The sequence below is a fragment of the Bacillus sp. MN7755 genome, assembly GCF_054771475.1.
This window is the reverse complement of sequence record NZ_BTRL01000001.1, coordinates 347,182-373,534: the sequence shown is the minus strand read 5'-3', so window position 1 is coordinate 373,534 and position 26,353 is coordinate 347,182. Positions and strand designations below refer to the sequence as shown.

The following is a 26,353-nucleotide window of genomic DNA, read 5'->3' as shown; positions in this document are numbered from 1 at the left end:
ATGATCCGTACGGAAGAAATGCTTTTGAATGTAGGTCCTCAGCATCCGAGTACGCATGGTGTGTTCAGGCTTGTTATTAAGATTGATGGGGAAATTATTAAAGAAGCTACACCGGTTATTGGATATTTGCATCGCGGGACCGAAAAGATTGCAGAGAGCTTACAGTATACGCAAATTATCCCTTATACAGATCGAATGGACTATTTATCGGCCATGACGAATAATTACGTCATTTGCCATGCTGTAGAGACGATGATGGGGCTTGAAATCCCGGAGCGGGCTGAATACTTGCGAGTGCTTGCGATGGAGCTTGGAAGGATTGCGAGCCACCTCGTTTGGTGGGGGACAAATCTTCTTGATATAGGAGCGGTCAGCCCGTTTTTGTACGCGTTTCGTGAGCGAGAGATGATTATTAATTTATTAAACGAATTATGCGGTGCACGGCTTACTTTTAACTATATGAGAGTCGGCGGTGTGAAATGGGATGCGCCGGACGGTTGGATTGAAAAAGTGGAAGAGTTTGTTCCGTATATGAGAGAGCAATTGGCAGGTTATCATGATCTTGTTAGCGGTAATGAGATTTTCTTAAATCGTGTGAAAGGCGTTGGTACATATAGCGCGGAAGAAGCGATTTCGTATTCTTTAAGCGGAGCGAATTTGCGATGTACCGGAGTGAACTGGGATCTTCGCAAGGATGAACCATACTCCATTTATGATCGCTTCGATTTTGATATTCCTGTTGGGAGCGTGGGGGATGCTTGGGATCGCTACGTTTGCCGCATGCAGGAAATTGAGGAGTCTTTAAAGATTGTTGAGCAAGCAGTCCAGCAGTTCCCAAAAGAAGGAGCTGTGCTGGCGAAAGTGCCGAAAATTATTAAGGCGCCTAAAGGAGAAGCGTTCGTCCGTATAGAATCGCCGCGCGGAGAGATTGGTTGCTATATTGCTAGTGACGGAAAGAAAGAGCCGTACCGTTTGAAGTTTCGCAGGCCGTCTTTTTACAATTTGCAAATTTTACCGAAGTTATTAAAGGGTGAAAACATCGCCAATTTAATTACGATTTTAGGTGGAGTTGATATTGTACTTGGGGAGGTTGATGGCTGATGATTGAAACACTCTTACAATCACCTTCAAGCTGGACGAATTTCTTCATTTTTTTCGGATTAGCGGTGCTCCTATTATTTGCAGTCCTTGGTTTCGTTACATATGGTATTTTGGCAGAACGGAAAGTGATGGGTTTTATGCAAGGGCGGATTGGGCCAAACCAAGTTGGAGGCCGGTTCGGTCTGCTGCAAACGGTAGCTGATGTTTTGAAACTACTACTAAAAGAAGATAGTATTCCGAAGGCGGCAGATAAACCGTTGTTTATATTAGCGCCTGTCATTGCATTCGCGCCAGCATTTATGGTGCTTGCAGTCATCCCGTTTACTGATAAATTTCAGTTCGCAGATATTGGCGTAGGCTTACTGTATTACATTGCTGTTTCTGGCATTACGACGATTGGCGTCGTAACCGGAGGATGGGCATCCAATAATAAATATTCCCTTTTAGGAGGGATGCGTGCGGCGGCGCAAATGATTTCTTATGAAATTCCGCTCGTAATGAGTGTAATTGGCATCGTTTTATTAGCTGGTAGCTTAAATTTAAATGAAATCGTAGCGGCGCAGGAGAATGTTTGGTACATTTTCGTGCAACCAATCGGTTTCGTCGTGTTCTTAATCGCGGCGGTAGCAGAGTTAAATAGGACGCCGTTTGATTTACCAGAAGCTGAGTCGGAGCTTGTTTCCGGATATCATACGGAATACTCAGGGTTTCGCTGGGCGTTTTTCATGCTTTCAGAGTACGTATATTTCTTCGGGATGGCATCTTTAATTACAGTTCTCTTTTTAGGTGGATGGAATCCAGTTATGTTCCTTGGATTTATCCCAGGAGCCGTATGGTTTGCTTTAAAGTTTAGCAGTGTAGTCTTTCTATTAATTTGGTTCCGCGTTACGTTTCCGCGTATAAGAGGTGACCAGTTAATGGAGTTTGGTTGGAAAGTATTATTGCCAATTGCACTTGCAAATATTTTCTTAACGGCATTGATTAAGGAGTTATTCTTCTAATCTATGAGGGGGGTGCCAGTAAGAGATGAAAGGTCTATTTAAAGGATTAAAATATACACTAAGCAATTTGAGCAAGAAGAAGGTGACTTATGATTATCCGAATCAACCGTTGCCGCTGCCAGACCGTTTTCGAGGGATTCAAAAGTTTTATCCAGAAAAGTGTATTGTTTGTAATCAGTGCTCCAATATTTGTCCGACAGACTGTATTCAATTAACGGGAAAGAAACATCCGGATCCTACGAAAAAAGGAAAAATTATCGACACGTACGATATTAATTTTGAAATTTGTATTCTTTGTGATTTATGTACAGAAGTTTGTCCGACAGAGGCAATTGTCATGACAAATAACTTTGAACTCGCGGAATATTCACGTGATGATTTATTTAAAAATTTGCAGTGGCTTGACGAAAACGATGAAAACGTCAGGAAGGAGAATAAAGCATGAATGGCGAGTTTGTAGCATTCTTTATCCTATCCTTGTCTGCAATTATCGGCGGCGTTCTTATGTTGAACTTAACGAAAGTCATGCATATGATGCTAGCTCTCGTTCTGACATTCCTTAGCATTGCAGGTTTGTACTTTCTTTTATCAGCTGAATTTATCGGGGTTGCACAAATTTTACTTTACTCGGGTGCGATCACAATTATTATGATTTTTGGCATTATGTTAACGAAACATAACGCAGAAAATGAATCGCGTCTTACTCTTCGAAAATGGATTATCTTCTTTGCGGTTGTAGCATTTGGGGCAGTTATGTATTTTGCTGTTAACAATATTGATTTTGCAAATGAAAGCACACAAGGAAGTTTACCTCTCCATGAAAAAAACACACTTCAAATCGGTACACTTCTCTATTCAAAATATATTATTCCATTTGAATTAACCTCAGTTATTTTACTTGTGGCACTTGTTGGCGCGATTATACTTGCGAAGAAGGATGAGAAAGAGGAGGATTCCAATGAGTAGCGTCCCAGCTTCTGCGTATTTAACGCTTGCGATTATTTTGTTTTGCATTGGTTTGTTTGGCGCTTTAACGAAGCGAAACACAGTGATTGTATTAGTTTGTATTGAATTAATGCTTAACGCGGCCAATTTAAATTTAGTCGCGTTTAGTAAATTAGGTTTGTTCCCAAATTTAACAGGGCAAATTTTCTCTCTGTTTACGATGGCTGTAGCAGCAGCGGAGGCGGCGGTAGGGCTCGCCATTTTGATTGCTTTGTATCGTAATCGCACGACGGTTCATGTAGATGAAATGGATACGCTCAAAGGATAGCATTGTGACCGAAAAGGGGGAAGGAAACAATGATCGATTATGCATGGCTCATACCGCTTTTCCCGCTTGTTTCGTTTTTGTTATTAATTATATTCGGGAAGAAAATTAGAGAAGGAAGCAGTGTACTTAGTATTTTTTTCGTCTTTCTCTCCTTTATATTTGCGGTACTCGTATTAATAGAACGGTTTTCTAAAGTAGGAGTGAAGCATAAGTGGGGATGGCTTAGAGCTGGAGATATTGATATATCATTCGGTTTTGAAGTGACTGCATTAGGGGCTTTAATGTTGTTTATCGTCACACTTGTGAGTTTACTTGTACATGTGTATTCGAAAGGTTATATGAAAGGTGAGGAAAGACTACCAACCTTTTATGCCTATTTAGGTCTCTTTACATTTGCGATGCTCGGGCTTGTTATATCCCCGAATTTATTACAGCTTTATATATTTTGGGAGTTAGTGGGCCTCGGTTCATTTTTACTCATCGGTTTTTATTTCTTTAAAGAAGAAGCGAAGGCTGCTGCGAAAAAGGCTTTTATTATGACCCGTATTGGAGATGTTGGTTTATTTATTGGGATGATCTTAATTTTCTGGCATGCAGGTAGTTTTGAATATGACGCAATTTTTAGAGCGATTCAAACGGGGGATCTTACCCCTACGATGATTACAATAACGGCGATATTAATTTTTATCGGGGCGATGGGGAAATCAGGTCAGTTCCCATTGCATACATGGTTACCGGATGCAATGGAAGGGCCGACGCCTGTTTCGGCACTTATCCATGCGGCGACGATGGTCGCAGCTGGCGTATATTTAGTGGCGACGATGTTTCCGTTATTTTCAGCAAGTACGGTGGCGATGCAGACGGTGGCAATCGTTGGAGCCTTTACCGCAATCTTTGCGGCTTCTATCGGTCTTGTACAAACGGATATAAAGAGAGTGCTTGCTTATTCTACAGTTAGTCAGCTCGGGTATATGATGCTTGCGCTAGGGTCTGCCGGTTATGTAGCCGGTGTTTTCCACTTAACGACACACGCCTTCTTTAAAGCGCTACTATTTTTGGCGGCAGGAAGTGTCATTCACGCCGTGCATACGCAAAACATTAATAAAATGGGCGGTTTACAGAAGAAAATGAAAGTAACGAGTGCACTATTTTTAATCGGTACCCTTGCAATTAGTGGTGTACCACTCCTTTCCGGTTTCTTTAGTAAAGATGAAATTTTAGCGGCGGCTTGGATGAACGGAAATTACATTTTATTCATATTAGCAGTAATTGCAGCATTTTTAACAGCGTTCTACATGTTCCGGCTATATTTCCTCGTCTTTACTGGGGAAGCGAAGACGAAGGAAGATGTGCAGGAATCGCCCCGCATTATGACATATCCGATGATTGTCCTTGGCGTCCTTGCAGTCGTAGCCGGTTATATAAATACACCGTGGTTTGGAACGTTTCTCGGGGATTGGCTTACGAAAGATGTAGCATTTAAAGTGGAAGAGGCACACGGACCAGTTTGGATTATGATTGTTGCGACGCTTGTTTCCTTGGCTGGGATTGCTCTTGCATATTTCATATATGGCAAGAAATCTATTTCTAGAGATTGGGCTAGGGATGAGGGAACACCCCTTTATAACCTTTTGAAAGAAAAATATTATGTGGATGAACTATACAATATAACGGTGATCCCTATTACGAAAGGAATCTCTCATGTGCTTCGCTTATTTGAAGTTTATGTAGTCGAAGGAATTGCCGTTTTAATAGGGAGTCTAGTTAAAGGGATGAGCGGAATGGGGTCTAGACTTCAAAACGGAAATGTACAAGTGTACGGGACTGTAACAGCTGTTTCGCTTGCAGTGCTCGTTATTATTTTGCTCTATACAGGAGGGGATTTACGATGAATGATTTGTTATTAACGTTCTTCATTTTTTCCCCGCTTTTAGGAATTCTCTTACTTGTATTAACACCGAAAAAAGAGTCGCGTACAGTGCGAGCGCTTGGTTTATTTGGAACGGCGCTTCCATTTGGAATCGCTATCGTCCTCGCTTGTACATATGCTTCTGGAAAGAGTTTGTCGCTATTTGATGAAAAAGTGAAATGGATTAAATTTGGGGATTTTGCCGCGGTAGATAAAAGATGGTTTTCCATTTATTACGAGCTTGGTATTGATGGTTTATCGCTCGTTATGATGGTGCTAACGGCCCTTCTAGCGATGCTTGCAGCAATTGCAGCATTTACTATTAAAAGGAATTTGAAAGCCTTTTATATGCTGTTACTTATGTTAGAAATAGGGATGCTCGGCGTCTTTGCAGCTCAAAATTTAATGTTGTTCTTTATCTTCTTTGAAATTACATTGCCGCCAATGTTTTTATTAATTGGGAAGTGGGGGAAATTGTCGAGTGAAAAGGCTGCTTATAGTTATTTAATATATAACGGCATTGGCTCCGCTATTTTGCTCATCGTTTTCTCGGTTTTATTTGCGAAAACAGGCACGACAAATATTGCAGAACTGAAAGAGATATTAGCAGGAGTAAATGCGGGGGGAGGACAAATCATCCCGAGTAGCTTACAGCTTGGTATATTCATTGCTATAATGATTGCTTTTGCAATTAAACTCCCTGTTTTTCCATTACATCGCTGGATGGTTAATGTGCATATTGAAGCGCATCCGGCTGTAGTTATGCTTCATGCGGGCGTTTTACTGAAGATTGGAGCATACGGTATGATTCGCTTTGGAAAGGGGTTGTTCCCGGAATACTTTCGTGAGTTTGCAACGCTAATTGCGATTTTAGGTGTCATTAATTTATTGTACGGGGCCTTCTTAGCGCTCATCCAAACGGACTTTCGGAAGGTGCTTGCTTACTCTAGTATTTCGCATATGGGTATTGTATTAATGGGCCTTGCGGCGTTAAATGCACCAGGTACACAAGGGGCACTATTCCAAGTTGTGTCGCATGGTTTAATTGCAGCCTTACTTTTCTTCTTGCTTGGCATTATTGAAGAGCGTTTTGGAACGTCGGATATTACAGCGCTTGGCGGACTCGCAAAAAGTGTTCCGGTACTTAGCGGATTCTTCTTAGCAGGAGGAATGGCATCGCTTGGATTGCCGGGGATGTCTGGATTTGTTAGCGAGTTTCTTGCCTTTCTCGGTTTATTCCAAGGAGAGCCAGTCATTGCTGTAGTTGGTGTACTTGGCATCATTTTAACCGCTGTATACGTATTAAGAGCAACACTTCAAGTAACGTTCGGTAAGAAAGAGTGGGAAGCGAAAGCTGATATACACGGATGGGAGTATGTCCCTATCTTGTTACTTATCTTCTGCATTATTGTAATTGGACTAATGCCAGAAATACTAGGGGATCCGCTGCAAAATACATTGAAAACATTGGGGGTGAAGTAGGATGGATATGAATACGCTGCTTAGCTTATCGTGGCATCTCATGGTGCCAGAATTCATTATTCTCGGAGCTGCCATCCTTCTTTCCGTATGTGATTTGTTTTTTAAGCTGAACCATAGATATGTAGCGCTTAGTGCAATCGCAGCCGTCATATTAGCAATCTTTTCATTAATTACGCTATACGGTGAACCAGCGGGAGATATTTTGAACGGATCGTTTGTGTTAGATGGGTTTTCAAAAGGATTTAAAACGTTGTTATTAGGCGGAGTAGCCCTCATTTTATGTATCGCAATGAGCGATGATAAGAAGAATCCAATTGAGGATAAGGGAGAATATTATTACTTATTTTTAATGGCGCTTCTTGGGGCTATGTTTATGGCTTCTAGTGTCGACTTTATTACACTTTTCGTCGGTTTAGAGTTGCTTTCACTTTCTTCGTATATTTTAGTAGGAATACGAAAAAAGAACCGTGCATCAAATGAGGCGGCGATGAAATATGTCATTAATGGAGGAATTGGAACGGCAATCACACTCTTTGGAATGAGTTATTTATACGGCATTACGGGGTCGACCAATATCGTGGATATGCAAAAAGTATTTGCCGGGGAACTGGCTGGTGGTATCCAGTTATTGTTAGCTCTCGCATTTCTACTATTGCTCGTTGGGCTCTCATTCAAAATTGCAACGGTGCCGTTTCATATGTGGGCACCTGATGTATATGAAGGGGCTGCTACACCTGTTACTGCTTTTCTTGGAACGATTTCTAAAATTGCGGGGTTCTTACTCATTATTCGTCTGTTTCTCATGGTTTTTGCAAGTGTATTGGTGCAAGGAGACATGCAATCTTTATACGGACGTATGAGCATATACATCGCGGTGATAGCTAGTATTACGATGATTATCGGAAACGTAGTCGCGTTAAAGCAATATAACGTAAAACGTCTATTCGCCTATTCAGGAATCGCGCATGCGGGGTATTTACTCGTTCCGCTCGTAGCGTTATCACCATTTACGATGGATAGCATGTGGTTCTACATGCTTGCATATATGCTTATGAATATAGGCGCGTTTGCAATTATCCACGGCTTAATCTTACAAAGCGACAAAGAAAATATCACCATTTTCACCGGATTATATAAAAGGTCGCCATTTACAGCGATCGTGATGACGATTTTTATTTTATCGTTGGCAGGGATACCAGGAACAGCTGGTTTCATCGGGAAAATTAACATCTTTTTAGGTGCACTTCATGTAGAGCCAGCTCATTACGTACTAGCTTCTATCATGATGGGGACGACAGTCGTTTCATTCGTATATTATTTCCGTATTTTACAGCAAATGTTTTTCCGTACGGGAGAAGTAGAAGAGAAAATTCGTTTGCCACTAAATATAAAGGTTGTTATGAGCCTTTGTGCAATTTCGATTGTAATACTAGGGATTATGCCGATGATTGGATACAATTTCTTTTATGAATATTTTCCATTAATGAAGGATTTCTTCTTCCTAGGGAACGTGGTACAATAGTGAAAATAAAAGGTGTGGAGTCGTTACTCTGCGCTTTTTATTTTGTGTGAACTACAATTGAAAATGCATATAGGTATACGTTTTTAAAGAGAAATTTACAATTGAAAATGTAAGATGCTTATTTGTATTTGAAAAAGTGTGGCGCCTACTTATTATGGTATCGTTTTTATAGTATTTCGTAAGTAGTAGCTAGGTAAAAAGGGGTCGATTTTTTGGCACATCTTTTAGGGCAACAAGCACTGATTGCCATTGTTTCGCATTTATTGTTTATTACCATTACGTGGTGGGCCTTACAAGGTATTCACATTGAGCGTCTAATGAAGCCTGGAAAGGTGATGCAGACGCGAGTATTACTCATCCTAATTACAATTGCAATTGGGACATCCGTAAGTAACTTTTTCCTTGATTATTTAGGCTATTCAAAGAGTTTAACGTATTTAGTAAAGTAAGTGTATAGAACCTCATATCTCCGTTAACAATGGGGATAGGAGGGGATGAAATTGAAGCTTAAAGCCATTCTTATTGTTGCACTTAGTGTTGTTTTATTTTTGGTTGGATATAGAGAGATGAAACCGATCAGCGATGAAAAGAAAATGGAGAGCATGATCGCAGCTTTAGCGAAAAATGATGCTAAAGTAGAGAAATGGTCATGGTTAGCGCGAGAAACAAAAACAATTTCTAATATACATACGTTTCAAAAATTGTTAAACGATGTGAAGGACAAGGCGAATATTCAAAAGTGGGAATTAGAACAATCTCCAGATGGATATAAAGCTACATCCTATAAAAAGTTTTCGTCTTATGAAGAACGAGTAGTAGTAACTTGGAGTAAGGAAAATACTAAAGAAAACACTTTCATTATTTTTGAAGTAAGTGGGGCGAAATGGGACCCGAAGTATGTTAAGAACATGAATAAAATTTTTAATGAAAAACCTATAATTTACACTTGTGTTCAAGGTGTACTGAATGATAAGATTGAAGGTGTTTTGCAAAATAAAACCAATCAGGTTTTGAAAGATCTTTCAGCAAGAGCGATCGAACAGATAGAAGAAAGAGCATTTGTGTCAGTCTCCGCATACAATAAAAAGTGGGATGACGCTCTTTCAACAAATAGAGAGAAAATAAATGTGCAAATAGCAATACGTTCTACAGACAACAAAGATACAATTGTGGTTGGCACACCGATCATAACTTCTGAGTATTGAGTGAATAGATACTGAAAAAAGGACACGGAGGGGAATAATTTGGAAAAGATCATCGTCCGTGGCGGAAAGCGGTTAAACGGCACAGTGCGTGTTGAGGGCGCAAAAAATGCTGTATTACCTATAATCGCTGCAGCCCTATTAGCGAGTGATGGAAAGAATGTACTATCTGAAGTACCAGTTTTGTCTGATGTATACACAATTAATGAGGTATTACGTCATTTAAATGCTGAAGTCGTATTTGAAAATAACCAAGTAACAATCGATGCTTCTAAAGAACTAAACATTGAAGCACCATTTGAATATGTACGTAAAATGCGTGCATCTGTTCAAGTAATGGGACCATTATTAGCACGTAACGGTCGTGCTCGTATTGCACTTCCTGGTGGATGTGCAATTGGTTCACGTCCAATTGACCAACATTTAAAAGGCTTCGAAGCAATGGGAGCAAAAGTACAGGTTGGTAACGGTTTTGTTGAGGCATACGTTGAGGGAGAACTAAAAGGAGCTAAAATTTATTTAGACTTCCCAAGCGTGGGCGCGACAGAAAACATTATGTCTGCAGCTACATTAGCAAAAGGGACAACAATCCTTGAAAACGCAGCGAAAGAACCAGAAATCGTTGACTTAGCTAACTTCTTAAATGCGATGGGAGCAAAAGTACGCGGAGCTGGAACTGGAACGATTCGTATCGAAGGCGTTGATAAATTATATGGTGCAAACCACTCTATTATTCCTGACCGTATTGAAGCGGGAACATTCATGGTTGCAGCGGCAATTACTGGTGGAGACATCTTAATTGAAAATGCTGTACCTGAACATTTACGCTCAATTACAGCGAAAATGGAAGAAATGGGTGTTAAAGTTATTGAGGAAAATGAAGGTGTACGTGTTATCGGCCCAGATAAGTTAAAAGCGGTTGATATTAAAACTATGCCTCACCCAGGTTTCCCAACAGACATGCAATCACAAATGATGGCATTATTACTACAAGCTGATGGAACAAGTATGATTACAGAAACGGTATTCGAAAACCGCTTTATGCACGTTGAAGAATTCCGTCGTATGAATGCTGATATTAAAATCGAAGGTCGTTCTGTTATTATGAACGGTCCAAACAGCTTACAAGGTGCTGAAGTAGGCGCAACTGACTTGCGTGCTGCAGCTGCATTAATCTTAGCTGGTTTAGTATCAGAAGGTTACACTCGTGTAACTGAGTTAAAACATCTTGACCGTGGTTATGTAGACTTCCATAAGAAATTAGCTGCATTAGGTGCAACTATTGAACGTGTAAACGAAAAAGTAGAAGAAGTGAAAGAACAAGAAGTTTCTGATCTTCACGCTTAATTGAGATAGTCTCTATGTCTTTTGACATAGGGGCTATTTTTTTGGGTTATTACTGTTATAGTCAATAAATTCTATACTTATGCACGTACCAGTAAAAATATTTAGAAAATTTTCGTTTTAGCTGGTTCCCCTTAAGTATGTTCTAAAAGAAAGAGTTGTTCCATAAGAATGAATGGAGTAAAGCTTTTGGATATTGGGGGAAATAAGATGAAATTTTCAAAGCCACTTTTTATCACAGTAGCGCTTCTAATAGCGCTTGTTATCATTGTACCTGCTGCTCTTGTTATTCCGTTTGCGAAAGCAAAAGTAGGGGAAGAAGCAGCTTCTAAAACTCCTCCAGCGATAGAAAGTATACCAGCTCCAGGGAAAGTGGATACAGCGGTTCAAGTTGCTGTATATCGTGAGAAACAGAAAAAGGTAGATACATTACCTATGGAGGAGTATGTGACCGGTGTAGTAGCTTCTGAGATGAATGCCAGTTTTGAAATAGAGGCGCTAAAGGCGCAGGCATTAGCAGCGAGAACATTTGTGGTGCAGCGTATGCTAAGCGGAGGAAAGAAAAACAATGCGGACGTGACAGATACGGTGAAAGATCAAGTGTACAAAAGTAAAGAAGAATTGAAGAAACAATGGGGTAATAACTATGAAAATAATTTGAAGAAAATCGAAGAAGCCGTTTCGAAAACCGCAGGACAAGTTTTAACGTATGCTGGCAAACCAATCTCAGCATCCTTCTTTTCAACGAGTAATGGACGGACAGAAAATGCGGCTGATTACTGGGGAAATGATTATCCATACTTAAAGAGCGTAGATAGTCCGTGGGATCAAGCTTCTCCGAAATTTACGAGTGAGCAAACCTTTACCGTAGCCGACTTTCAAAAACGTCTCGGCGTGAAAGTGCTAGCAGATGGGAAGGTTGGAAATATTAAAGATCTTACGGAAGGAAAGCGAGTAAAAGATGTAGCATTTCAAGGGAAAACATTAACAGGAAAGCAAGTTCGTGAAAAGTTAGATTTACGCTCTTCTGACTTCACGTGGAAACAAGAGGGAGATAAAATCATTGTTACGACTAAAGGATTCGGCCACGGCGTTGGCATGAGCCAATACGGTGCGAATGGTATGGCAGCGGAAGGTAAGAAATATACAGATATTGTCGCTCATTACTACAAAGGCGTTGAAATAAAGACGATGAACGATTATGAAGGCAAGTTGATGGTGAAGAAGTAGTGTGCAAAAGGAGCTAGTTTTAATTAGCTCCTTTTGTCATTATTTGTAGAAAACAAATGAAAATGATCGGACAAGACGGTGAAATTAAGTGGGATGGAGAAGAGAGGGGAGAACTCTGTTTAAGGGGTCCATGGATCGCAGGTAGCTATTATAAAGATGAGCGTACAGAAGAATCAATGAAAGACGGTTGGCTCCATACAGGAGATATTGTCACGGTTGATTCGGAAGGATTTATTAAAATTGCTGATCGGACGAAAGATTTAATTAAAAGCGGAGGCAAATGGATTTCTTCCGTAGATTTAGAAAATGCCTTAATTTCGCATGATAAAGTGTTAGAAGCATCTGTTGTAGCGGTGCCGCATGAAAAATGGCAAGAACGTCCGGTTTGCTTGTGTTGTACTAAAAGAGGGACAAGCAGTAGAAAGAAAAGAGTTGTATGCTTTACTAGAAGCGGAATTTCCGAAATGGTGGATGCCAGATGATATTTTATTTGTAAATGAAATTCCGAAAACATCTGTAGGAAAGTTTTTAAAACGAGCGCTGCGTGATCAGCTTAAGACGTATATGGTAGAGCAAAAATAGAGAAGAAGGCTATCCTTTCATTTAGATAGCCTTCTTTTTATAGTACTTCATAAAATATCTAAATTTTCCATTAATTGTTTGGTATAATAGGATAAAAAGTATTTGGGGGAGACGGAATGGCACTACTGGAGTTGAAACGATTAGGGTAACTAACTGTTACGATTTATTTAACCAATTATAACTAAAGTTAATTAAATATATCAGTAAGCCCTGCTAGTCAAATGATTGGCTAGTAGTGAGGGTTAACTGCGGGCAATCCCTAAAGCTGATTGAACTACAACGTGGCTAGAAATAGCGAGCGTGAATGTCGCGAAAGCAGAAAAAATCAATCAGATCGTGCAAGGTTAAATCCTAAACACTAGAACAATGGGTCTTCCGCCTCGAATCATCTAAGTCAAAATTGATAAGATGAACGTTCAACGACTATCTCGTATAACTGACGAGAGTACATCACAAGCCTATGGTGGTGGAAAAATCCTCTATCTCTAAAGAGATAAACATATAGTCTGCGCTCATATGAAAATATGAGAAGTTCATAAGAGAACTGGCTAAGGAATTGCGCCCTTAGTTGAACGAGATAAATTTAATTAAATCTATCAAACTTTAATGAATCTATCGAACGTATGTGTTATGGTAGGTTCAATGAAGTGAGAATATTAATGAAATTTTCACGAGTTAGTCAAGTATCGGAATTAACAGGTTTGTATCCTAGTAGTCTTAGGAGAATGCTGGTGGAACACGCTACTATTCAGAAGAACAAATCTTTCATTATCTGAAAGGTGAGTGCCCGAATAATCGCACAGTAAAGGAGTTACATTCTGATGATATTGGCGAAGAAAGTCAGACTGATTCCAACGCCTGAACAAGAAAAAGTGCTTAGAAACCATACTGGTGCTGCAAGATTTGCTTATAACTATTGTAAAAGAATGAGTGATAGATATTATAAGCTATTTGGAAAATCTGTTTCACAGTTAGCTTTACAGAAACGATTTACAAAGATCAAGAAGCGAAAGAGATATGAGTGGTTAAAAGACATCAATGCACAAGTTCCCAAACAGGCTTCAAAAGATTTTGATACGGCGAGAAAAAATTCGTTCAAAAAGTACAAAAATGGTTATCACACTTCTTATAAATCCAAAAAAGATTTAATCCAAGGATTTTATGCCAATTATGAAAGACTGGTTATAGGAAAGAAAGTAGTTCATATTCAGTCTATTGGAGAAGTGAAAACAAGCCAACAACTACCAAGAAATAAACGACCATCCAATCCAAGAGTTACCTTTGATGGTCGTCACTGGTGGATTAGTGTAGGGTTCCAAGAAGACTTTGAATCACAAGAACTAACCGATGAGTCGATTGGTGTGGATGTTGGTTTAAAAGAGCTTTTTGTAGCTTCTAATGGTATGAAAGAACGAAATATAAACAAAGATGCTAAGGTTAAAAAACTTTTGAAAAGGAAAAAGTCAGCGCAAAGGGATATGTCTAGGAGATTTAAAAAAGGTGTAAAAATTCAGTCTGCCGGATATGAAAAAGCTAAAACTGAGCACCTGCGGTTATCTAGGAAAATTACGAATATCCGAAATAACCATATCCACCAAGCAACAGCTAAATTGGTGAAAACCAAACCAATGAGGATTGTTGTGGAAGACTTACCTATCTCAAACCTGTTAAAAAACAAAAAACTATCGAAAGCATTTTTATTTCAAAAATTAAACTTCTTCTTTCAATGTTTATCATACAAGTGCGAGAAGTATGGCATTGAGTATGTAAAAGCTGATAAATGGTTCGCCTCAAGCAAGATTTGTTCATGTTGCGGAATAAAATACGACCATTCAGTTCAACCAGAAGGACAGTGGAGTTTAAAAATACGTGAGTGGCGTTGTGTTGGGTGCAAGAGCCATCACGATAGGGATTTAAATGCGTCGATAAATTTATCAAGATGGGTAAAATAAATGCTTGATAATGTGAGGTAACGATACTGCCTCGTGTGGAGTGTTATACCCCTCGTCCCTTTGGGGCTGCGAGAACACGATGAAGCACTAATTTGTGTAAATTTGATTGAATTGTATAGATTTAGTTAAGTTTATCGTATCGGAAGACGAACCAGTTACCGGCAATTGAGCTAAAGGTTGAGAAAGGACAATGTGTTGTTTTGCAGTGTAATAACCATACAGCTAAAGTGTTGCACCGCATTATTATTGGTGAGGAAGAAGCTTCAACTGGCAATGTGCTATTTGAAGGTGAAGCGATTGGAAAGAAACATTATTCCCGCATCGGCTTTTGTTTCTTGAAAGATGAGGCATATGATCGTTTGAAGGTAAAGGAATACTTCAAGTTCTTAATAGGACTGTATGAATCAAATATGAGCACAGAAGAAGTAGTGCAATATGTCGGTCTCTTAGATAAGTTAAACGTTAAAATAGAAAAACTATCATTTTCAGAGAAACGCCGTCTTCATATCGGGCGAGTTATGATTCATAATCCGGATTTAGTTATTTTGGAAGAGCCAGAGCAAAATGTAGATACAGAGAGTACGATTATTATTCGAAAAGCAATCATGAAAATGAAAGAGCAAGGAAAGGCAATCTTTATCACGTCATCATTTCTATCGGACGCCCTTTCATTAACAGAAGATGTATACATATTAAACAATAATAGTGTGAAAAAAGTAGAAATTGAACAAGAGGAAGCAAAAGAAGTCGATGAAGAGAAGGTCGTTCAAATGATTCCGCAAATGAAGTTAGAAAGAATACCAGCGAAAGTGAACGATAAAATCATTTTACTTGATCCAATGGAAATTCATTTCATTGAAACGCAAAATGGAGTGACACATATTCACGTTCGTGAAGGGGATTTCGTATGCGCATTAACATTAAGCGAACTAGAAGCAAGGTTAACAGGTTTTGGTTTCTTTAGATGTCATCGTTCTTACCTTGTGAATTTACAAAGGGTTCGAGAAGTGATTACTTGGACTCGTAATAGTTTTAGTTTAATTTTGGATGACGAAAGAAAAAGTTCAATTCCGCTTTCAAAAGGACGAATGGATGAATTAAAAGGTGTCATTGGGCTATAAAAGGTGCTCCAATAAGTTCGAAATACGATTCATTCACCGGTAAAAATACTCCTTTTACCGGTATTTTACTGCGTAACCCCTTTGTTTTTCATATGATTGAGTCAAGAAAAGCAAAACAAAAAACGAAAAGCGCTAAAGCGACTTTCATTTATAAAAGAGAAAAACAAAGGGGATGACGAGATGACATTGGCAATTGAAATGAAAGATGTAATGAAAAGTTTCAACGAAAAAACGGCACTTCGAAATGTGAATATTGAGGTGAAGCAAGGCGAAATTTTTGGATTCCTCGGACCAAGTGGATCTGGGAAAACGACAACAGTAAAGATTTTAACTTCTCAATTACTGCATAGCGTTGGAACGGTAAGAGTATTAGGTAAAGATATTACAGGACCAAGCAACATCGATTACAAACGAATTGGTATTTTAACAGACAACAGTGGCTTATATGAACGACTTAGCATTTATGATAACTTACTATTATTTTGTGACTTATACGATTGCAAAAAAGAACGAATCGATGAAGTGCTAGCACAAGTGAATCTATTAGATGATAAAAAAACACCAGTAAAAAAATTATCAAAGGGAATGAAGCAGCGCGTTACACTAGCAAGAGCAATCCTTCATAAACCAGATATCCTCTTCTTAGACGAGCCAACATCTGCACTCGATCCAGTAAACGTGCAAAACATTCATAAAATCTTAAAAGACTTGAACAAAGAAGGAACGACAATTTTCTTAACGACGCACAACATGGACGAAGCAGAAACGCTTTGTAACCGCATTGCCTTTCTATGTGGTGGAGAAATTGTAGCGCTTGATACACCGGAGAACCTTCGCTTACAATACGCGAAAGATCAAATACAAGTCGTGTTAAAGGATAAGAAGAAAGAAACGGTACAAAAAGATGAATTAGGTGCAAAACGCATTTCAGAATGGATGAAAAAGGGAGAACTATTATCCATTCATTCTTATGAACCCACGTTAGGCGATATCTTTATTGAAGTTACTGGGAGGGGATTATAATGACATTTTCAATGAGACGTGTATCAGCTATTTTTAGAAAAGAAGTACAAGATTTTAAGACAAATTCACAAGTGTTGTTAATGGCATCTTTACCAATTATATTTGCATTTATATTTAGCCGATTTGGAGAAGGACAGGCAGGGGTTGGCATTATTACTTTAATGGCCTTTCTATTTGTTGCAGGATTTGTTCAATCAATGGTAATTGCAGAAGAGAAAGAAAAACATACGTTACGAGTGTTAATGCTATCACCAGCTTCTTCTGTTGAAGTTCTTCTTGGGAAAAGTATATTAACAGCATGTTTAACGTTAGGTATTTCCATTGTAAACTTATTCATTTTAGATCAATTAAGTGGAAATTTCTTATTGCTAGCATTTGTTTTCTTATGTGGAACAATTCTATTTACTTTAATTGGAACAATGATTGGATTACTAGCTGAGTCTGTCCCACAAACATCACTAATTGGAATGCCGATATTAATGACGATGTATTTAGCTGTGCAATTTGAACCAATGGTTGAAAATAAAGTAATTAAGACAATGATTAGTTATCTTCCAACATCTCATCTTGAAAAAGCAATTAAAAGCTTAGTAGAGGGTGCTGGGTTTAGTAGTATTAGTGGGCATATGATAAATGTTGGAGCTTGGCTTATTATTTCACTTATTGCATGTTTAATCGTATATAAAAAGAAACAATTAGATTAAAAACTGAGCTGAAATGCTCGGTTTTTTCTTTTTTCTATCATTTCCTCGGAAATTTTACAATTCTTATACATATTTTTACAGATTTTGTCGAAAAGTAATTAGTTATACGTTGTATAGGATACGTGAATATTGTTCAAAATGATTGCTGAGGTGATGATGGAATGCGAGGAAGAAATAATAAAAAGTCGCAAAAGGTAGTACATTTATTTCAAAAAAGATGGGTGTTTCCGGCACTATACATTGCTTGTGCAGCAGTAATTTTAATGGTTGCGCTATGGTTCCAGGGAGCTAATCCGAAGAAGACTCCGAACCAAGATCAAGCAACACCGTATACACAATCGGAAGATCCAGCAGTACCAGTAACGAAATCTTCAGAAGTAGTGAAAATGCCAGCTGCCGCTAATGCGGAAGTAGTCGTACAGAAGAAGTTCTATGAAGATGCAGCAACTGAGGCGGAACAAGAAAAAGCACTTGTCTTTTATAACAACACATATTCCCCAAACAAAGGAATCGACATTGCTGCGAAGAATGGAAAAGAATTCAATGTAGCTGCTGCTTTAAGCGGTACAGTAACGAAGGCTGAAAAAGATTCACTTCTTGGTTATGTTGTAACAGTTGATAGTGGAAATGGTGTAGCAGCTTCTTATCAAAGCTTAGGTAGTGTGAAAGTAGAAAAAGGTGCACGAGTTGTACAAGGTGAAGTATTAGGAACATCCGGTCTAAGTGCAATGAATAAAGAAGCAGGTTCTCACGTTCACTTTGAAGTACGTAAAGACAATGTGGCTGTGAACCCTGAGCGCTACTTAAATAAATCAGTAGCAGAAATTAAAGCCGATGCAGGTGCTGCAAAGGCAACGAATGCTTCTGGTAAAAAAGCTGATGACAAATCTCAAAAAGAAGAAAAGTCAACAAGCACAAAACCAGAAAGTAAAACAGAAGACAAGTCTCAAAAAGAAGAGAAATCAACTAGCGGTTCGACTAATGACAAAAAAGAAGAACCGAAGAAAGAAGAAAAATCAACAAATGGTTCTACAGAATCATCTAACAGTTCTTCTTCACAAGAATAAAAAAATGAAAAAAATCAGCTCTCCTAGGAGAGCTGATTTTTTTCATTTTCATATAAAAATACTCGATTTCGAGAAAAAAGTTGCAATAACAAGGAAAAATGACGAGATTCTCGAATATATATTACAAAAAGGAGGGGATACTGTGTCATTTTTATTTGTTCTGTCGACTGCTATTATTTTATTGTTTGTTTTATTCACCTTATATTATTATATTGCCGGTAAGAAAGAGGTTCCCCACCATCAATTGTTAGAAGAAGAGTTGGAACGAGAAGAATGACACTCTAAGAAAGAGTGTCTTTTTCTTTTGTACACCTATTGGAATTTTTAAGGCTAAGCCGTATAATACTAATTGTGATTTTTTCACATAAGAAAACGATATTTGAATACAGTAGGAATCTAAAATACTGTGTTTTTTTGTTGTGGTTGAGGGGGAAGTTTTAAATTGGAAGCAAGAGAAAGTAAAAGTTCGAAAAAATTATTTATTGTAATAGCAGTTGTAGTAGCGCTAATTGCTGGGATTGGATTTTTTATTTTTAATAAAATGAGCGCTGCAGGTAAGCAGGAGAAAGTGCCAGTTCTGCAATATTATTATTTAACAAAAGATAATGATAAAAACCAAAATCCGTTATTAAAAGATAAGGCAACTGCGGTATCAGTAGGAATGTTTGAAAAACAAATGAAGTATTTAGCAGATAATCAGTATCATACTCTTACTTTGGAAGAATTTAATCAATTCATAAAAAATAAAAAGAAACTTCCTAAGAAAAGTGTCTTAATCACATTTGATAACAGTTCTAAATCAAATTATGTATATGCATATCCAATTTTAAAAAAATATAAAATGCATGCTGCTTCATTTGCAGTTACATCTAGAATAAGTAATAAGGAAGAAAAGTTTAATCCTAAAGCCTTTCAAATGTTAAGTATGAATGAAATGGATAAAATGAAAGATGTATTTGAATTTGGAAGTCATACACATACTTTACATAAATTTAAGAATGGATCAGCGGCTATACTTGTTGAGGGAAATCAAGTAGTTAAAAATGATATATTAAAAAGTAAAGATGTTTTAAAATCAAATTATATGTCATATCCATTTGGAAAATACAATAAAGATACGCTCCAAATATTAAAAGATTTAAAAATGGAGTTGGCATTCACTAGTCTACAAGGATATGCGACACCAGAAAATAATCCCTTAGAAATAAAACGTTGGTTTATTTCAGCGGATACTAAAATGGATAACTTTGAGAAAATAGTCTCAGGTGAATATGAGGTTCCAAATAAGTAAAGTTCAAGCCTATTAGAATTATATTTAAATTCTAATAGGCTTTTTTGTTTAAAGAATGGATTTTTTCTTGAAATAAAATTTTTTGTACTTAGTCCTTAAAAATATTGAACATGTAGCATATATCAGTAGTGTGGGCAATACAATGGTATAAACCAAAGCAAAGAGAGTGTTTGAGGTGAGAAATCGTGAATCATTTCATTATAAATCCAAGAATGTTTAACGCTTACAAACAGCACTCACACTTACTTCTTAGTCGTATGCAGCGAGGCTCATTTCACACTTCTCACATCCAATTTAGGGAGGCGAGTGGTGTGCACGATTACATCAAAGAGAGAACTATCAAGATTGGTAAGTATATCGTGGAGACAAGAAAGACAGTGCGTGTCATTGCAAAGGAATTTGGGGTATCAAAGAGTACAGTCCATAAAGATTTAACGGAACGTCTACCAGAAATTAATCCAGAGCTCGCAAATGAAGTGAAAGAAATTCTTGATTATCATAAGTCTATTCGTCATTTAAGAGGCGGAGAAGCAACAAAACAAAAGTATAGAAAAGAAGATGTAGAAAAGCCGGTACGTCAATAAACATGCGATCGCAAACATTCCGTTTCAATTCGGTAATATTTTTCAGAAGAATTCTTTTTGTGAATATTACGTTTCTGTTAAATTTATGATAAAATCAGAAATTAGGTGTAAAAGAATTCGGGTGTAACCTGATTTTGAATATCGAGGAGGAAAAAACGGGAATGTTTGCGCGAGATATCGGAATTGACCTAGGTACGGCTAACGTATTAATCCATGTTAAAGGTAAGGGTATTGTATTAAATGAGCCATCTGTTGTTGCTATTGATCGTAACACAGGTAAAGTATTAGCAGTAGGTGAAGAAGCAAGAAGTATGGTGGGACGTACGCCTGGTAATATTGTAGCAATTCGTCCACTTAAAGATGGTGTAATCGCAGATTTCGAAATTACAGAGGCAATGTTAAAGTATTTCATTAACAAATTGGACGTAAAGAGCTTCTTTTCAAAACCTCGCATTTTAATTTGTTGTCCAACAAATATCACATCAGTAGAACAAAAAGCAATTCGTGAGGCTGCTGAACGTTCAGGTGGTAAAACAGTATTTTTAGAAGAAGAACCAAAAGTAGCCGCAGTTGGTGCTGGTATGGAAATCTTCCAACCAAGCGGTAACATGGTTGTTGATATTGGTGGAGGTACAACAGATATCGCTGTATTATCTATGGGTGATATTGTTACCTCTTCCTCTATCAAAATGGCTGGCGATAAGTTTGATATGGAGATCTTAAACTACGTTAAACGTAAGTATAAGCTATTAATTGGAGAACGTACTTCAGAAAATATTAAAATTAAAGTTGGTACAGTATTCCCAGGTGCACGTAGCGAAGAGCTTGAAATTCGCGGACGTGACATGGTAACTGGTTTACCACGTACAATTACAGTATGCTCTGAAGAAATTACAGAAGCACTAAAAGAAGACGCAGCTGTCATTGTACAAGCTGCAAAAGGCGTACTAGAGCGCACACCACCAGAATTATCGGCGGACATCATCGACCGCGGTGTTATTCTAACAGGCGGTGGAGCTTTACTACACGGTATCGACATGCTTCTAGCAGAAGAACTAAAAGTACCAGTATTAATTGCTGAAAACCCAATGCACTGCGTTGCGGTTGGTACAGGTATTATGTTAGAAAATATTGATAAATTACCACGTCGTGCATTGCGATAAAAAATAAATTCAATTGTAAATAAAAAACCAGAAAGAAGCAATTCTTTTCTGGTTTTTTTATATAATAAGATATACTGGAAAAACACTTACAAATAAGCGTTGTTAGCGCTTTCTTTATGTATATATTACATAAAATGCATATTAATTGTAATAGTTGGTCAATAAAAAGTATGTTATAATCGCTAGTGTGAATTTCGTGTGAACTTAATGTAAATAATTTGTAAATCTTATTGGTTTACATAGGGCTTTTGTTATTTGAATAATGATGCGGGGAAGGTCCTATTGGTTTTTTTATTCTTAGAAAAATTCGCAGGAGGACAATTAAATTATGAAAAAAGTAATTACATATGGAACATTTGACTTATTACACTGGGGACATATCAATCTGCTAAAGAGAGCAAAAGACTTGGGGGATTACCTTATCGTGGCTATATCTTCAGATGAATTTAATAAACTAAAGGGGAAAAAAGCTTATCATAGTTATGAAAATCGCAAAATGATTTTAGAAGCGGTTCGTTACGTAGATGAAGTAATACCTGAACATGAATGGGAACAAAAAGAAAAAGATGTTCAAGAGCATGACGTTGATTTATTTGTTATGGGCGATGATTGGGAAGGTGAATTTGATTTCCTAAAATCTCATTGCGAAGTTAAGTATTTACCACGTACAGCAGGTATTTCAACGACAAAGATTAAACAGGAATTATTATTAGTGGCTAGATAATTTTTATGATTAGAGAGATACAAATTGCTATATACCTTACAATATTTAGACTACTATTTAATCTTTTCAGAGTGTTTCCAATTCAAAAAAAAGCGACATTTATTATGTCATATGGGGAGAATGCACTCTCTATATACGAAGAAATGAGAGCGAAAAAAATTGATTTAGATGTCGTATTCTTATATAAACCTACTTGTAAATATAAGTTAAAAGATTATCCTGAAGTGAAGTCTTATCAATTTGAAACACTAAGTATAGTGAATATGATTGAAGCCGTTTATCATTTGACAACATCTAAATATGTTATTATTGACAATTATTTTGGTTTTTTATCTGCTATTAAGTTTAAAGAAGGAACGGAATGCATTCAACTTTGGCATGCAGCAGGATCTATAAAGAAATTCGGTTTGTTAGATCCAAATTTTAACAAAAGAAGTAAGCGTGCTCAAAAACGATTTAAAAGGGTTTATAATAACTTTCATAAAATTGTTGTGGGATCTGAATTATTAGCGGATATATATATGAGTGCGTTCTCAGTAGACCATCATCAAATGGTACGGACAGGTATACCGAGAACGGATTTGTTTTTTAATCGAATTCGGCAAGAAGAAATTAAAAAAAAGTTGTTTTTGGAAAATCCAAATTTGATAAATAAAAAAGTAATATTATACGCTCCAACTTTTAGGGATAACGAAATAAATTCTTTTAAATTACAATTGGAAATAGAAGAAATGTATAGAGAATTTCATGAAGAATACGTATTGTTTATTAGATTACATCCAGCAATAAAGGAAGAATTATACTATAAAATTGAGCATTCACAATTTATATATGATTATTCAATGTATCCAAATATTAATGATTTGTTCTTGGTAACTGATATTTTAATTACTGATTATTCTTCAATCCCATATGAGTTTTGTTTGTTAAAGAAGCCCATGGTTTTCTATCCTTATGATTTAGAGGAATATAAAAAACAAAGAGGAATTATAGGTGAATATGATTCTTTGGTCCCGGGACCAGTTGTATATTCTACAAAGGAGTTAGTTTCAATAATAAATAATAATGAGTTTGATTTATCAAAAGTAGAAGACTTCTCTTTGAAATGGAACCAATATTCAAAAGGGAATTCTAGTGAGAGTTTTATAAGAGAAATATTCAAAATATAATATAAATCTAATTTAGATATAAGAGGTGCGGAATGAATTTTTTAAGGTTTTTATGGCTACCTAAAGAACAAGGCCATTGTGTTTTGCAAGAGATTAAGTATTCTCAACAAAAATTGAACATTGTATTGAGAATGGAGGGAATTACTAGAAATCTAGGGTTGGATAAATATTATTTCATTTTAGTTAATCGAAAATCGAAAGAAGAAATTAAAGTATGTGCCAATATACAAAATAATACAGATTTATTGGATGCTCAAGTTGAACTGAATGATTATATTGAAAGTCTTGCAAAAGGAATATGGGATGCCTATCTTCAAATTGAAGTGGGTGGAAAAATAAACAAATTCCGTGTTAAGAACGACGTAACTGATGCTATTGAATTTTCTCCTTTTTATATTAAAGAATTAAATAAAATTTTTATAGGTTATTCCACAGTGAAGGGGAATTTATCATTTAAATCTCAAGAGAGTAGTGCATATCTCGATGTTGAGGTAATTAATTTGAAAGAAAATGGGGTTCTGGAACTAAGTGGGTATTTCTTGATGTTACCATGGAACACTAGGGAAGAAACTGAAATAACAAAAAAATTAGTTATGCGTTCAGAAAATAATACTTGGAAGATACCCGTTAATAATGTTAAAAGAACAGACGTAACAGCTTTTTACGGTCAATCAGGTGGAAGCTATGATTGGACGGGATTTAGTGTGCAATTAGACTTCAGAAAAAATACATACGGGTTAGAAAACAATAAATCTACTCAAATTTTTATCGAAATGGAGTATAAAGAAGAGGTTGTTTTACTGCCAGTAATTATTTCACCTAATATGGTGTTTAATAACTGTGCCATTATAAATACATTAGAAGGTATTAAAAAAGTATTATTTAGTACAGATCGAGAAAGTAATCAAGGTTATATATTATTAACTAGAGAAGATTTACAAGCTGAAGTTAAGTGTATTTACTCCGAAGATAATCAAATTACAATTGTAGGAGAAGTTATACAGCAACAAATGGTTGAGAAATTTTCTGAAGAACCAACGAGTTTAATTATAAAAAAACGTAACACGGAAGAAAAATATGAATTTGAGATTGAATTAGATGGATTTAATTATGCACACACGTTTAATTTAGAGGATCTTGTATCTAAAGGATTATTTGGTAAGGGAATATGGGATATATATTTAAAAGTTAATAAGCATTCTTATCGCTTAGTGACACGTCTAGATGGAGTTGCAAATAAGCAAAAGGTCATTAACATACCACAGCAGCTTTTATCAGATTTAGAGGGGCGAGCTATTGTCATAAAGCCCTACTATACTTTACACGATGAAGTTTCCATTTTAGTTCGTGAATATCTTAATGTGAAATCAATTCAGGAAGTGAAAATAGAGAAAGACGCATGGATTGTATCAGGAAAATTAAATATTCAGACTCCAAATAAAATAATCCCAGTTCAAACAAATGGAAGTATGACCATTAAAGGGAGTTATGGAAAAAGAAATAAGATTCCGGTTATATGGAATTTGGAGAAAAATGAAAAGACAAAGCAAGAGTTTAAATTTAGGGCCATTTTAGATTTGTCTACTATTCAACAGGGAGAAGAAAGAGATAAGTTATTAACAGATATAAATTTTGATTTAATTGAATGTGAATTTAAGCTTAATGGAGGCATAGCTTTATTTACTATGAACATAGATCCTTCGAAAATTATTTTAACGTTAGAAGATAGATTAAAACAAATCATAAGAATCCGCAAATTTATTAATAAATGGGACAAATCTTTATATCGAATTTTTAATAGGATCTTACCTATTAATCAAAAATATATTATTTTTCAAAGTTTTCATGGGAAAAGTTACTCATGTAATCCGCGAGCAATTTATGAACAAATGTTAATAGAAAAGCGTGATATGAAGGCTATATGGATAGTTAATAATATTATGCAGGAAATACCAGGTAAACCAATTGTGGTTAAACCAGGTTCGGTTAAATATTACTATTATATGGCAAAATCTAAGTATTTTGTTAATAATGGTAATTTCCCAGACTTTTATGAGAAAAGAAAAGAGACTGTCCATTTGCAAACCTGGCATGGAACACCTTTAAAGAAGCTTGGTTTTGATATTGATCCAAATTCACCTTCATATGCCGAGAATACTTCTCCAGCTTTGTTAAGGCGCAATGAGAGATGGGATTATTTAATAGGGCCTAATAATTATACATCAAAAATTTTAAAGAGAGCTTTTAATTTCGAAAAGATTATGTTAGATGTTGGTTATCCAAGAAATGATATTTTTTACAATAAAGACATTGATAAAAAATCCGATGAAATTAAAAAGAGATTAAATATTGACCCTAAAAAGAAAATTATTTTATACGCACCAACATGGCGAGATTATGATTTTCATAATGGTAATCAGCACAAGCCTTACGAATTTAAATTTGATCTTAATAAATTTAAGGAAAAATTTGGGGAAGAATACGTATTGTTATTAAGATTACACTATAGAGATGCTACTCGCATTCAAATTAACGGTTTGGAAGAGTTCGTTTATAATGTATCCAGTTATAACGATATCCAAGAATTATATCTGATTTCAGATATATTAATTACTGACTATTCTTCAGTAATGTTTGATTATGCAAATTTAAATAGACCAATTATTTTCTTTACTTATGATTTATTTAGATATGGTTCTCAAATTCGAGGCTTTTATTTTAATTTTCAAGAAGAAGCTCCAGGACCGATTATTTTAAATCAGGAGCGTCTATTTAAGACAATAGAAGATATCAGTAAGGTAGAAGCAAAATATGCGGAACGATATAAAAAGTTCCAAGATAAATTCTGTCATCTTGAAGATGGGCGCGCTTCTAAAAGAACTATAGAAGCTATGATCGGAAAATAATTT

Annotated in this window: 26 protein-coding genes; all 26 read left to right on the top strand. The window is 36.5% G+C overall.

Features of this window, described 5'->3' with window-relative positions:
- The 26 genes from nuoD to ACYVEC_RS01810 all read left to right on the top strand — a co-directional run bounded on the left by nuoD (window position 1) and on the right by ACYVEC_RS01810 (window position 26,350).
- Complete coding sequence (nuoD, locus tag ACYVEC_RS01935; protein WP_060632949.1) at window positions 1–1,101, top strand: NADH-quinone oxidoreductase subunit NuoD; 1,101 nt, start codon at window positions 1–3, stop codon at window positions 1,099–1,101.
- Complete coding sequence (gene nuoH / locus ACYVEC_RS01930; protein WP_000573430.1) at window positions 1,101–2,102, top strand: NADH-quinone oxidoreductase subunit NuoH; 1,002 nt, start codon at window positions 1,101–1,103, stop codon at window positions 2,100–2,102. Before nuoD ends, nuoH begins: the two co-directional genes overlap by 1 nt.
- A gap of 25 nt (window positions 2,103–2,127) precedes the next feature.
- The gene (gene nuoI / locus ACYVEC_RS01925; protein WP_000677191.1) at window positions 2,128–2,547 is read left to right on the top strand and encodes an NADH-quinone oxidoreductase subunit NuoI; all 420 of its coding nucleotides are present in this window, start codon (window positions 2,128–2,130) and stop codon (window positions 2,545–2,547) included.
- The gene (locus ACYVEC_RS01920) at window positions 2,544–3,068 is read left to right on the top strand and encodes an NADH-quinone oxidoreductase subunit J (RefSeq protein WP_063222506.1); all 525 of its coding nucleotides are present in this window, start codon (window positions 2,544–2,546) and stop codon (window positions 3,066–3,068) included. Before nuoI ends, ACYVEC_RS01920 begins: the two co-directional genes overlap by 4 nt.
- Window positions 3,061–3,375 carry an NADH-quinone oxidoreductase subunit NuoK gene (gene nuoK / locus ACYVEC_RS01915; protein ID WP_000100078.1) on the top strand — a complete coding sequence of 105 codons (315 nt, stop codon included), beginning with the start codon at window positions 3,061–3,063 and terminating at the stop codon, window positions 3,373–3,375. The genes ACYVEC_RS01920 and nuoK overlap by 8 nt, the downstream gene beginning before the upstream one ends.
- A gap of 29 nt (window positions 3,376–3,404) precedes the next feature.
- Window positions 3,405–5,267 (top strand): NADH-quinone oxidoreductase subunit L, encoded by a 1,863-nt coding sequence (gene nuoL, locus ACYVEC_RS01910; RefSeq protein ID WP_098556899.1) that lies wholly within the window; start codon window positions 3,405–3,407, stop codon window positions 5,265–5,267.
- Window positions 5,264–6,766, top strand: coding sequence for an NADH-quinone oxidoreductase subunit M (locus tag ACYVEC_RS01905; protein WP_063222504.1), 1,503 nt, complete (start codon window positions 5,264–5,266; stop codon window positions 6,764–6,766). Before nuoL ends, ACYVEC_RS01905 begins: the two co-directional genes overlap by 4 nt.
- Window positions 6,767–6,773: 7 nt before the next feature.
- The gene (gene nuoN, locus ACYVEC_RS01900; protein WP_460505519.1) at window positions 6,774–8,288 is read left to right on the top strand and encodes an NADH-quinone oxidoreductase subunit NuoN; all 1,515 of its coding nucleotides are present in this window, start codon (window positions 6,774–6,776) and stop codon (window positions 8,286–8,288) included.
- A 212-nt stretch (window positions 8,289–8,500) separates the two neighbouring features.
- Window positions 8,501–8,737 carry a DUF1146 family protein gene (locus tag ACYVEC_RS01895; RefSeq protein WP_000940742.1) on the top strand — a complete coding sequence of 79 codons (237 nt, stop codon included), beginning with the start codon at window positions 8,501–8,503 and terminating at the stop codon, window positions 8,735–8,737.
- 51 nt (window positions 8,738–8,788) lie between these two features.
- Entirely contained in the window at window positions 8,789–9,493 is a 705-nt protein-coding gene (locus tag ACYVEC_RS01890; RefSeq protein WP_420480821.1) for a YwmB family TATA-box binding protein, read from the top strand.
- 39 nt (window positions 9,494–9,532) lie between these two features.
- Window positions 9,533–10,837 (top strand): UDP-N-acetylglucosamine 1-carboxyvinyltransferase, encoded by a 1,305-nt coding sequence (murA, locus tag ACYVEC_RS01885; RefSeq protein ID WP_060632944.1) that lies wholly within the window; start codon window positions 9,533–9,535, stop codon window positions 10,835–10,837.
- Between the two features lie 207 nt (window positions 10,838–11,044).
- On the top strand, window positions 11,045–12,064 hold the full coding sequence (gene spoIID, locus ACYVEC_RS01880; protein WP_063222501.1) for a stage II sporulation protein D: 1,020 nt from the start codon (window positions 11,045–11,047) through the stop codon (window positions 12,062–12,064).
- Window positions 12,065–12,120: 56 nt separating this feature from the next.
- Entirely contained in the window at window positions 12,121–12,546 is a 426-nt protein-coding gene (locus ACYVEC_RS01875) for an AMP-binding enzyme (protein WP_235613023.1), read from the top strand.
- Window positions 12,536–12,646, top strand: a complete 111-nt coding sequence (locus tag ACYVEC_RS01870) for a hypothetical protein (RefSeq protein ID WP_420480820.1) — start codon at window positions 12,536–12,538, stop codon at window positions 12,644–12,646. The genes ACYVEC_RS01875 and ACYVEC_RS01870 overlap by 11 nt, the downstream gene beginning before the upstream one ends.
- Window positions 12,647–13,467: 821 nt before the next feature.
- Window positions 13,468–14,598, top strand: a complete 1,131-nt coding sequence (locus tag ACYVEC_RS01865; RefSeq protein ID WP_460505481.1) for an RNA-guided endonuclease InsQ/TnpB family protein — start codon at window positions 13,468–13,470, stop codon at window positions 14,596–14,598.
- A gap of 164 nt (window positions 14,599–14,762) precedes the next feature.
- Window positions 14,763–15,719, top strand: a complete 957-nt coding sequence (locus ACYVEC_RS01860; protein WP_063221872.1) for a LytTR family transcriptional regulator DNA-binding domain-containing protein — start codon at window positions 14,763–14,765, stop codon at window positions 15,717–15,719.
- Window positions 15,720–15,899: 180 nt separating this feature from the next.
- Window positions 15,900–16,742, top strand: a complete 843-nt coding sequence (locus tag ACYVEC_RS01855; RefSeq protein WP_063221871.1) for an ABC transporter ATP-binding protein — start codon at window positions 15,900–15,902, stop codon at window positions 16,740–16,742.
- The gene (locus ACYVEC_RS01850) at window positions 16,742–17,446 is read left to right on the top strand and encodes an ABC transporter permease (protein WP_044791940.1); all 705 of its coding nucleotides are present in this window, start codon (window positions 16,742–16,744) and stop codon (window positions 17,444–17,446) included. Before ACYVEC_RS01855 ends, ACYVEC_RS01850 begins: the two co-directional genes overlap by 1 nt.
- Window positions 17,447–17,607: 161 nt before the next feature.
- Entirely contained in the window at window positions 17,608–18,513 is a 906-nt protein-coding gene (locus ACYVEC_RS01845) for a peptidoglycan DD-metalloendopeptidase family protein (protein ID WP_460505478.1), read from the top strand.
- 142 nt (window positions 18,514–18,655) lie between these two features.
- A complete protein-coding gene (locus ACYVEC_RS01840; RefSeq protein WP_000008903.1) occupies window positions 18,656–18,790 on the top strand; it encodes a hypothetical protein in 135 nt (44 codons plus the stop codon).
- Window positions 18,791–18,955: 165 nt separating this feature from the next.
- Window positions 18,956–19,804: a polysaccharide deacetylase family protein gene (locus tag ACYVEC_RS01835; protein WP_460505475.1), complete on the top strand. Its 849-nt coding sequence runs from the start codon at window positions 18,956–18,958 to the stop codon at window positions 19,802–19,804.
- 311 nt (window positions 19,805–20,115) lie between these two features.
- On the top strand, window positions 20,116–20,388 hold the full coding sequence (gene spoIIID / locus ACYVEC_RS01830; protein WP_000544012.1) for a sporulation transcriptional regulator SpoIIID: 273 nt from the start codon (window positions 20,116–20,118) through the stop codon (window positions 20,386–20,388).
- A 161-nt stretch (window positions 20,389–20,549) separates the two neighbouring features.
- Window positions 20,550–21,551, top strand: coding sequence for a rod shape-determining protein (mreB, locus tag ACYVEC_RS01825; protein ID WP_016085501.1), 1,002 nt, complete (start codon window positions 20,550–20,552; stop codon window positions 21,549–21,551).
- A gap of 328 nt (window positions 21,552–21,879) precedes the next feature.
- Window positions 21,880–22,275, top strand: coding sequence for a glycerol-3-phosphate cytidylyltransferase (tagD, locus tag ACYVEC_RS01820; protein ID WP_064460119.1), 396 nt, complete (start codon window positions 21,880–21,882; stop codon window positions 22,273–22,275).
- Between the two features lie 5 nt (window positions 22,276–22,280).
- Window positions 22,281–23,444, top strand: coding sequence for a CDP-glycerol glycerophosphotransferase family protein (locus ACYVEC_RS01815; RefSeq protein WP_460505472.1), 1,164 nt, complete (start codon window positions 22,281–22,283; stop codon window positions 23,442–23,444).
- Window positions 23,445–23,476: 32 nt separating this feature from the next.
- A complete protein-coding gene (locus tag ACYVEC_RS01810) occupies window positions 23,477–26,350 on the top strand; it encodes a CDP-glycerol glycerophosphotransferase family protein (protein ID WP_460505469.1) in 2,874 nt (957 codons plus the stop codon).
- The last annotated feature ends 3 nt before the right edge of the window (window positions 26,351–26,353 follow it).

Coding starts and splice junctions, on each gene's coding strand:
- nuoH (WP_000573430.1), top strand. CDS start 1,101: ATGATTGAAACACTCTTACAATCACCTTCAAGCTGGACGAATTTCTTC.
- ACYVEC_RS01920 (WP_063222506.1), top strand. CDS start 2,544: ATGAATGGCGAGTTTGTAGCATTCTTTATCCTATCCTTGTCTGCAATT.
- ACYVEC_RS01865 (WP_460505481.1), top strand. CDS start 13,468: ATGATATTGGCGAAGAAAGTCAGACTGATTCCAACGCCTGAACAAGAA.
- ACYVEC_RS01815 (WP_460505472.1), top strand. CDS start 22,281: ATGATTAGAGAGATACAAATTGCTATATACCTTACAATATTTAGACTA.
- ACYVEC_RS01810 (WP_460505469.1), top strand. CDS start 23,477: ATGAATTTTTTAAGGTTTTTATGGCTACCTAAAGAACAAGGCCATTGT.
- tagD (WP_064460119.1), top strand. CDS start 21,880: ATGAAAAAAGTAATTACATATGGAACATTTGACTTATTACACTGGGGA.
- nuoI (WP_000677191.1), top strand. CDS start 2,128: ATGAAAGGTCTATTTAAAGGATTAAAATATACACTAAGCAATTTGAGC.
- ACYVEC_RS01875 (WP_235613023.1), top strand. CDS start 12,121: ATGAAAATGATCGGACAAGACGGTGAAATTAAGTGGGATGGAGAAGAG.
- nuoL (WP_098556899.1), top strand. CDS start 3,405: ATGATCGATTATGCATGGCTCATACCGCTTTTCCCGCTTGTTTCGTTT.
- ACYVEC_RS01870 (WP_420480820.1), top strand. CDS start 12,536: ATGCCAGATGATATTTTATTTGTAAATGAAATTCCGAAAACATCTGTA.
- spoIID (WP_063222501.1), top strand. CDS start 11,045: ATGAAATTTTCAAAGCCACTTTTTATCACAGTAGCGCTTCTAATAGCG.
- ACYVEC_RS01845 (WP_460505478.1), top strand. CDS start 17,608: ATGCGAGGAAGAAATAATAAAAAGTCGCAAAAGGTAGTACATTTATTT.
- ACYVEC_RS01855 (WP_063221871.1), top strand. CDS start 15,900: ATGACATTGGCAATTGAAATGAAAGATGTAATGAAAAGTTTCAACGAA.
- ACYVEC_RS01850 (WP_044791940.1), top strand. CDS start 16,742: ATGACATTTTCAATGAGACGTGTATCAGCTATTTTTAGAAAAGAAGTA.
- mreB (WP_016085501.1), top strand. CDS start 20,550: ATGTTTGCGCGAGATATCGGAATTGACCTAGGTACGGCTAACGTATTA.
- nuoK (WP_000100078.1), top strand. CDS start 3,061: ATGAGTAGCGTCCCAGCTTCTGCGTATTTAACGCTTGCGATTATTTTG.
- nuoN (WP_460505519.1), top strand. CDS start 6,774: ATGAATACGCTGCTTAGCTTATCGTGGCATCTCATGGTGCCAGAATTC.
- ACYVEC_RS01905 (WP_063222504.1), top strand. CDS start 5,264: ATGAATGATTTGTTATTAACGTTCTTCATTTTTTCCCCGCTTTTAGGA.
- nuoD (WP_060632949.1), top strand. CDS start 1: ATGATCCGTACGGAAGAAATGCTTTTGAATGTAGGTCCTCAGCATCCG.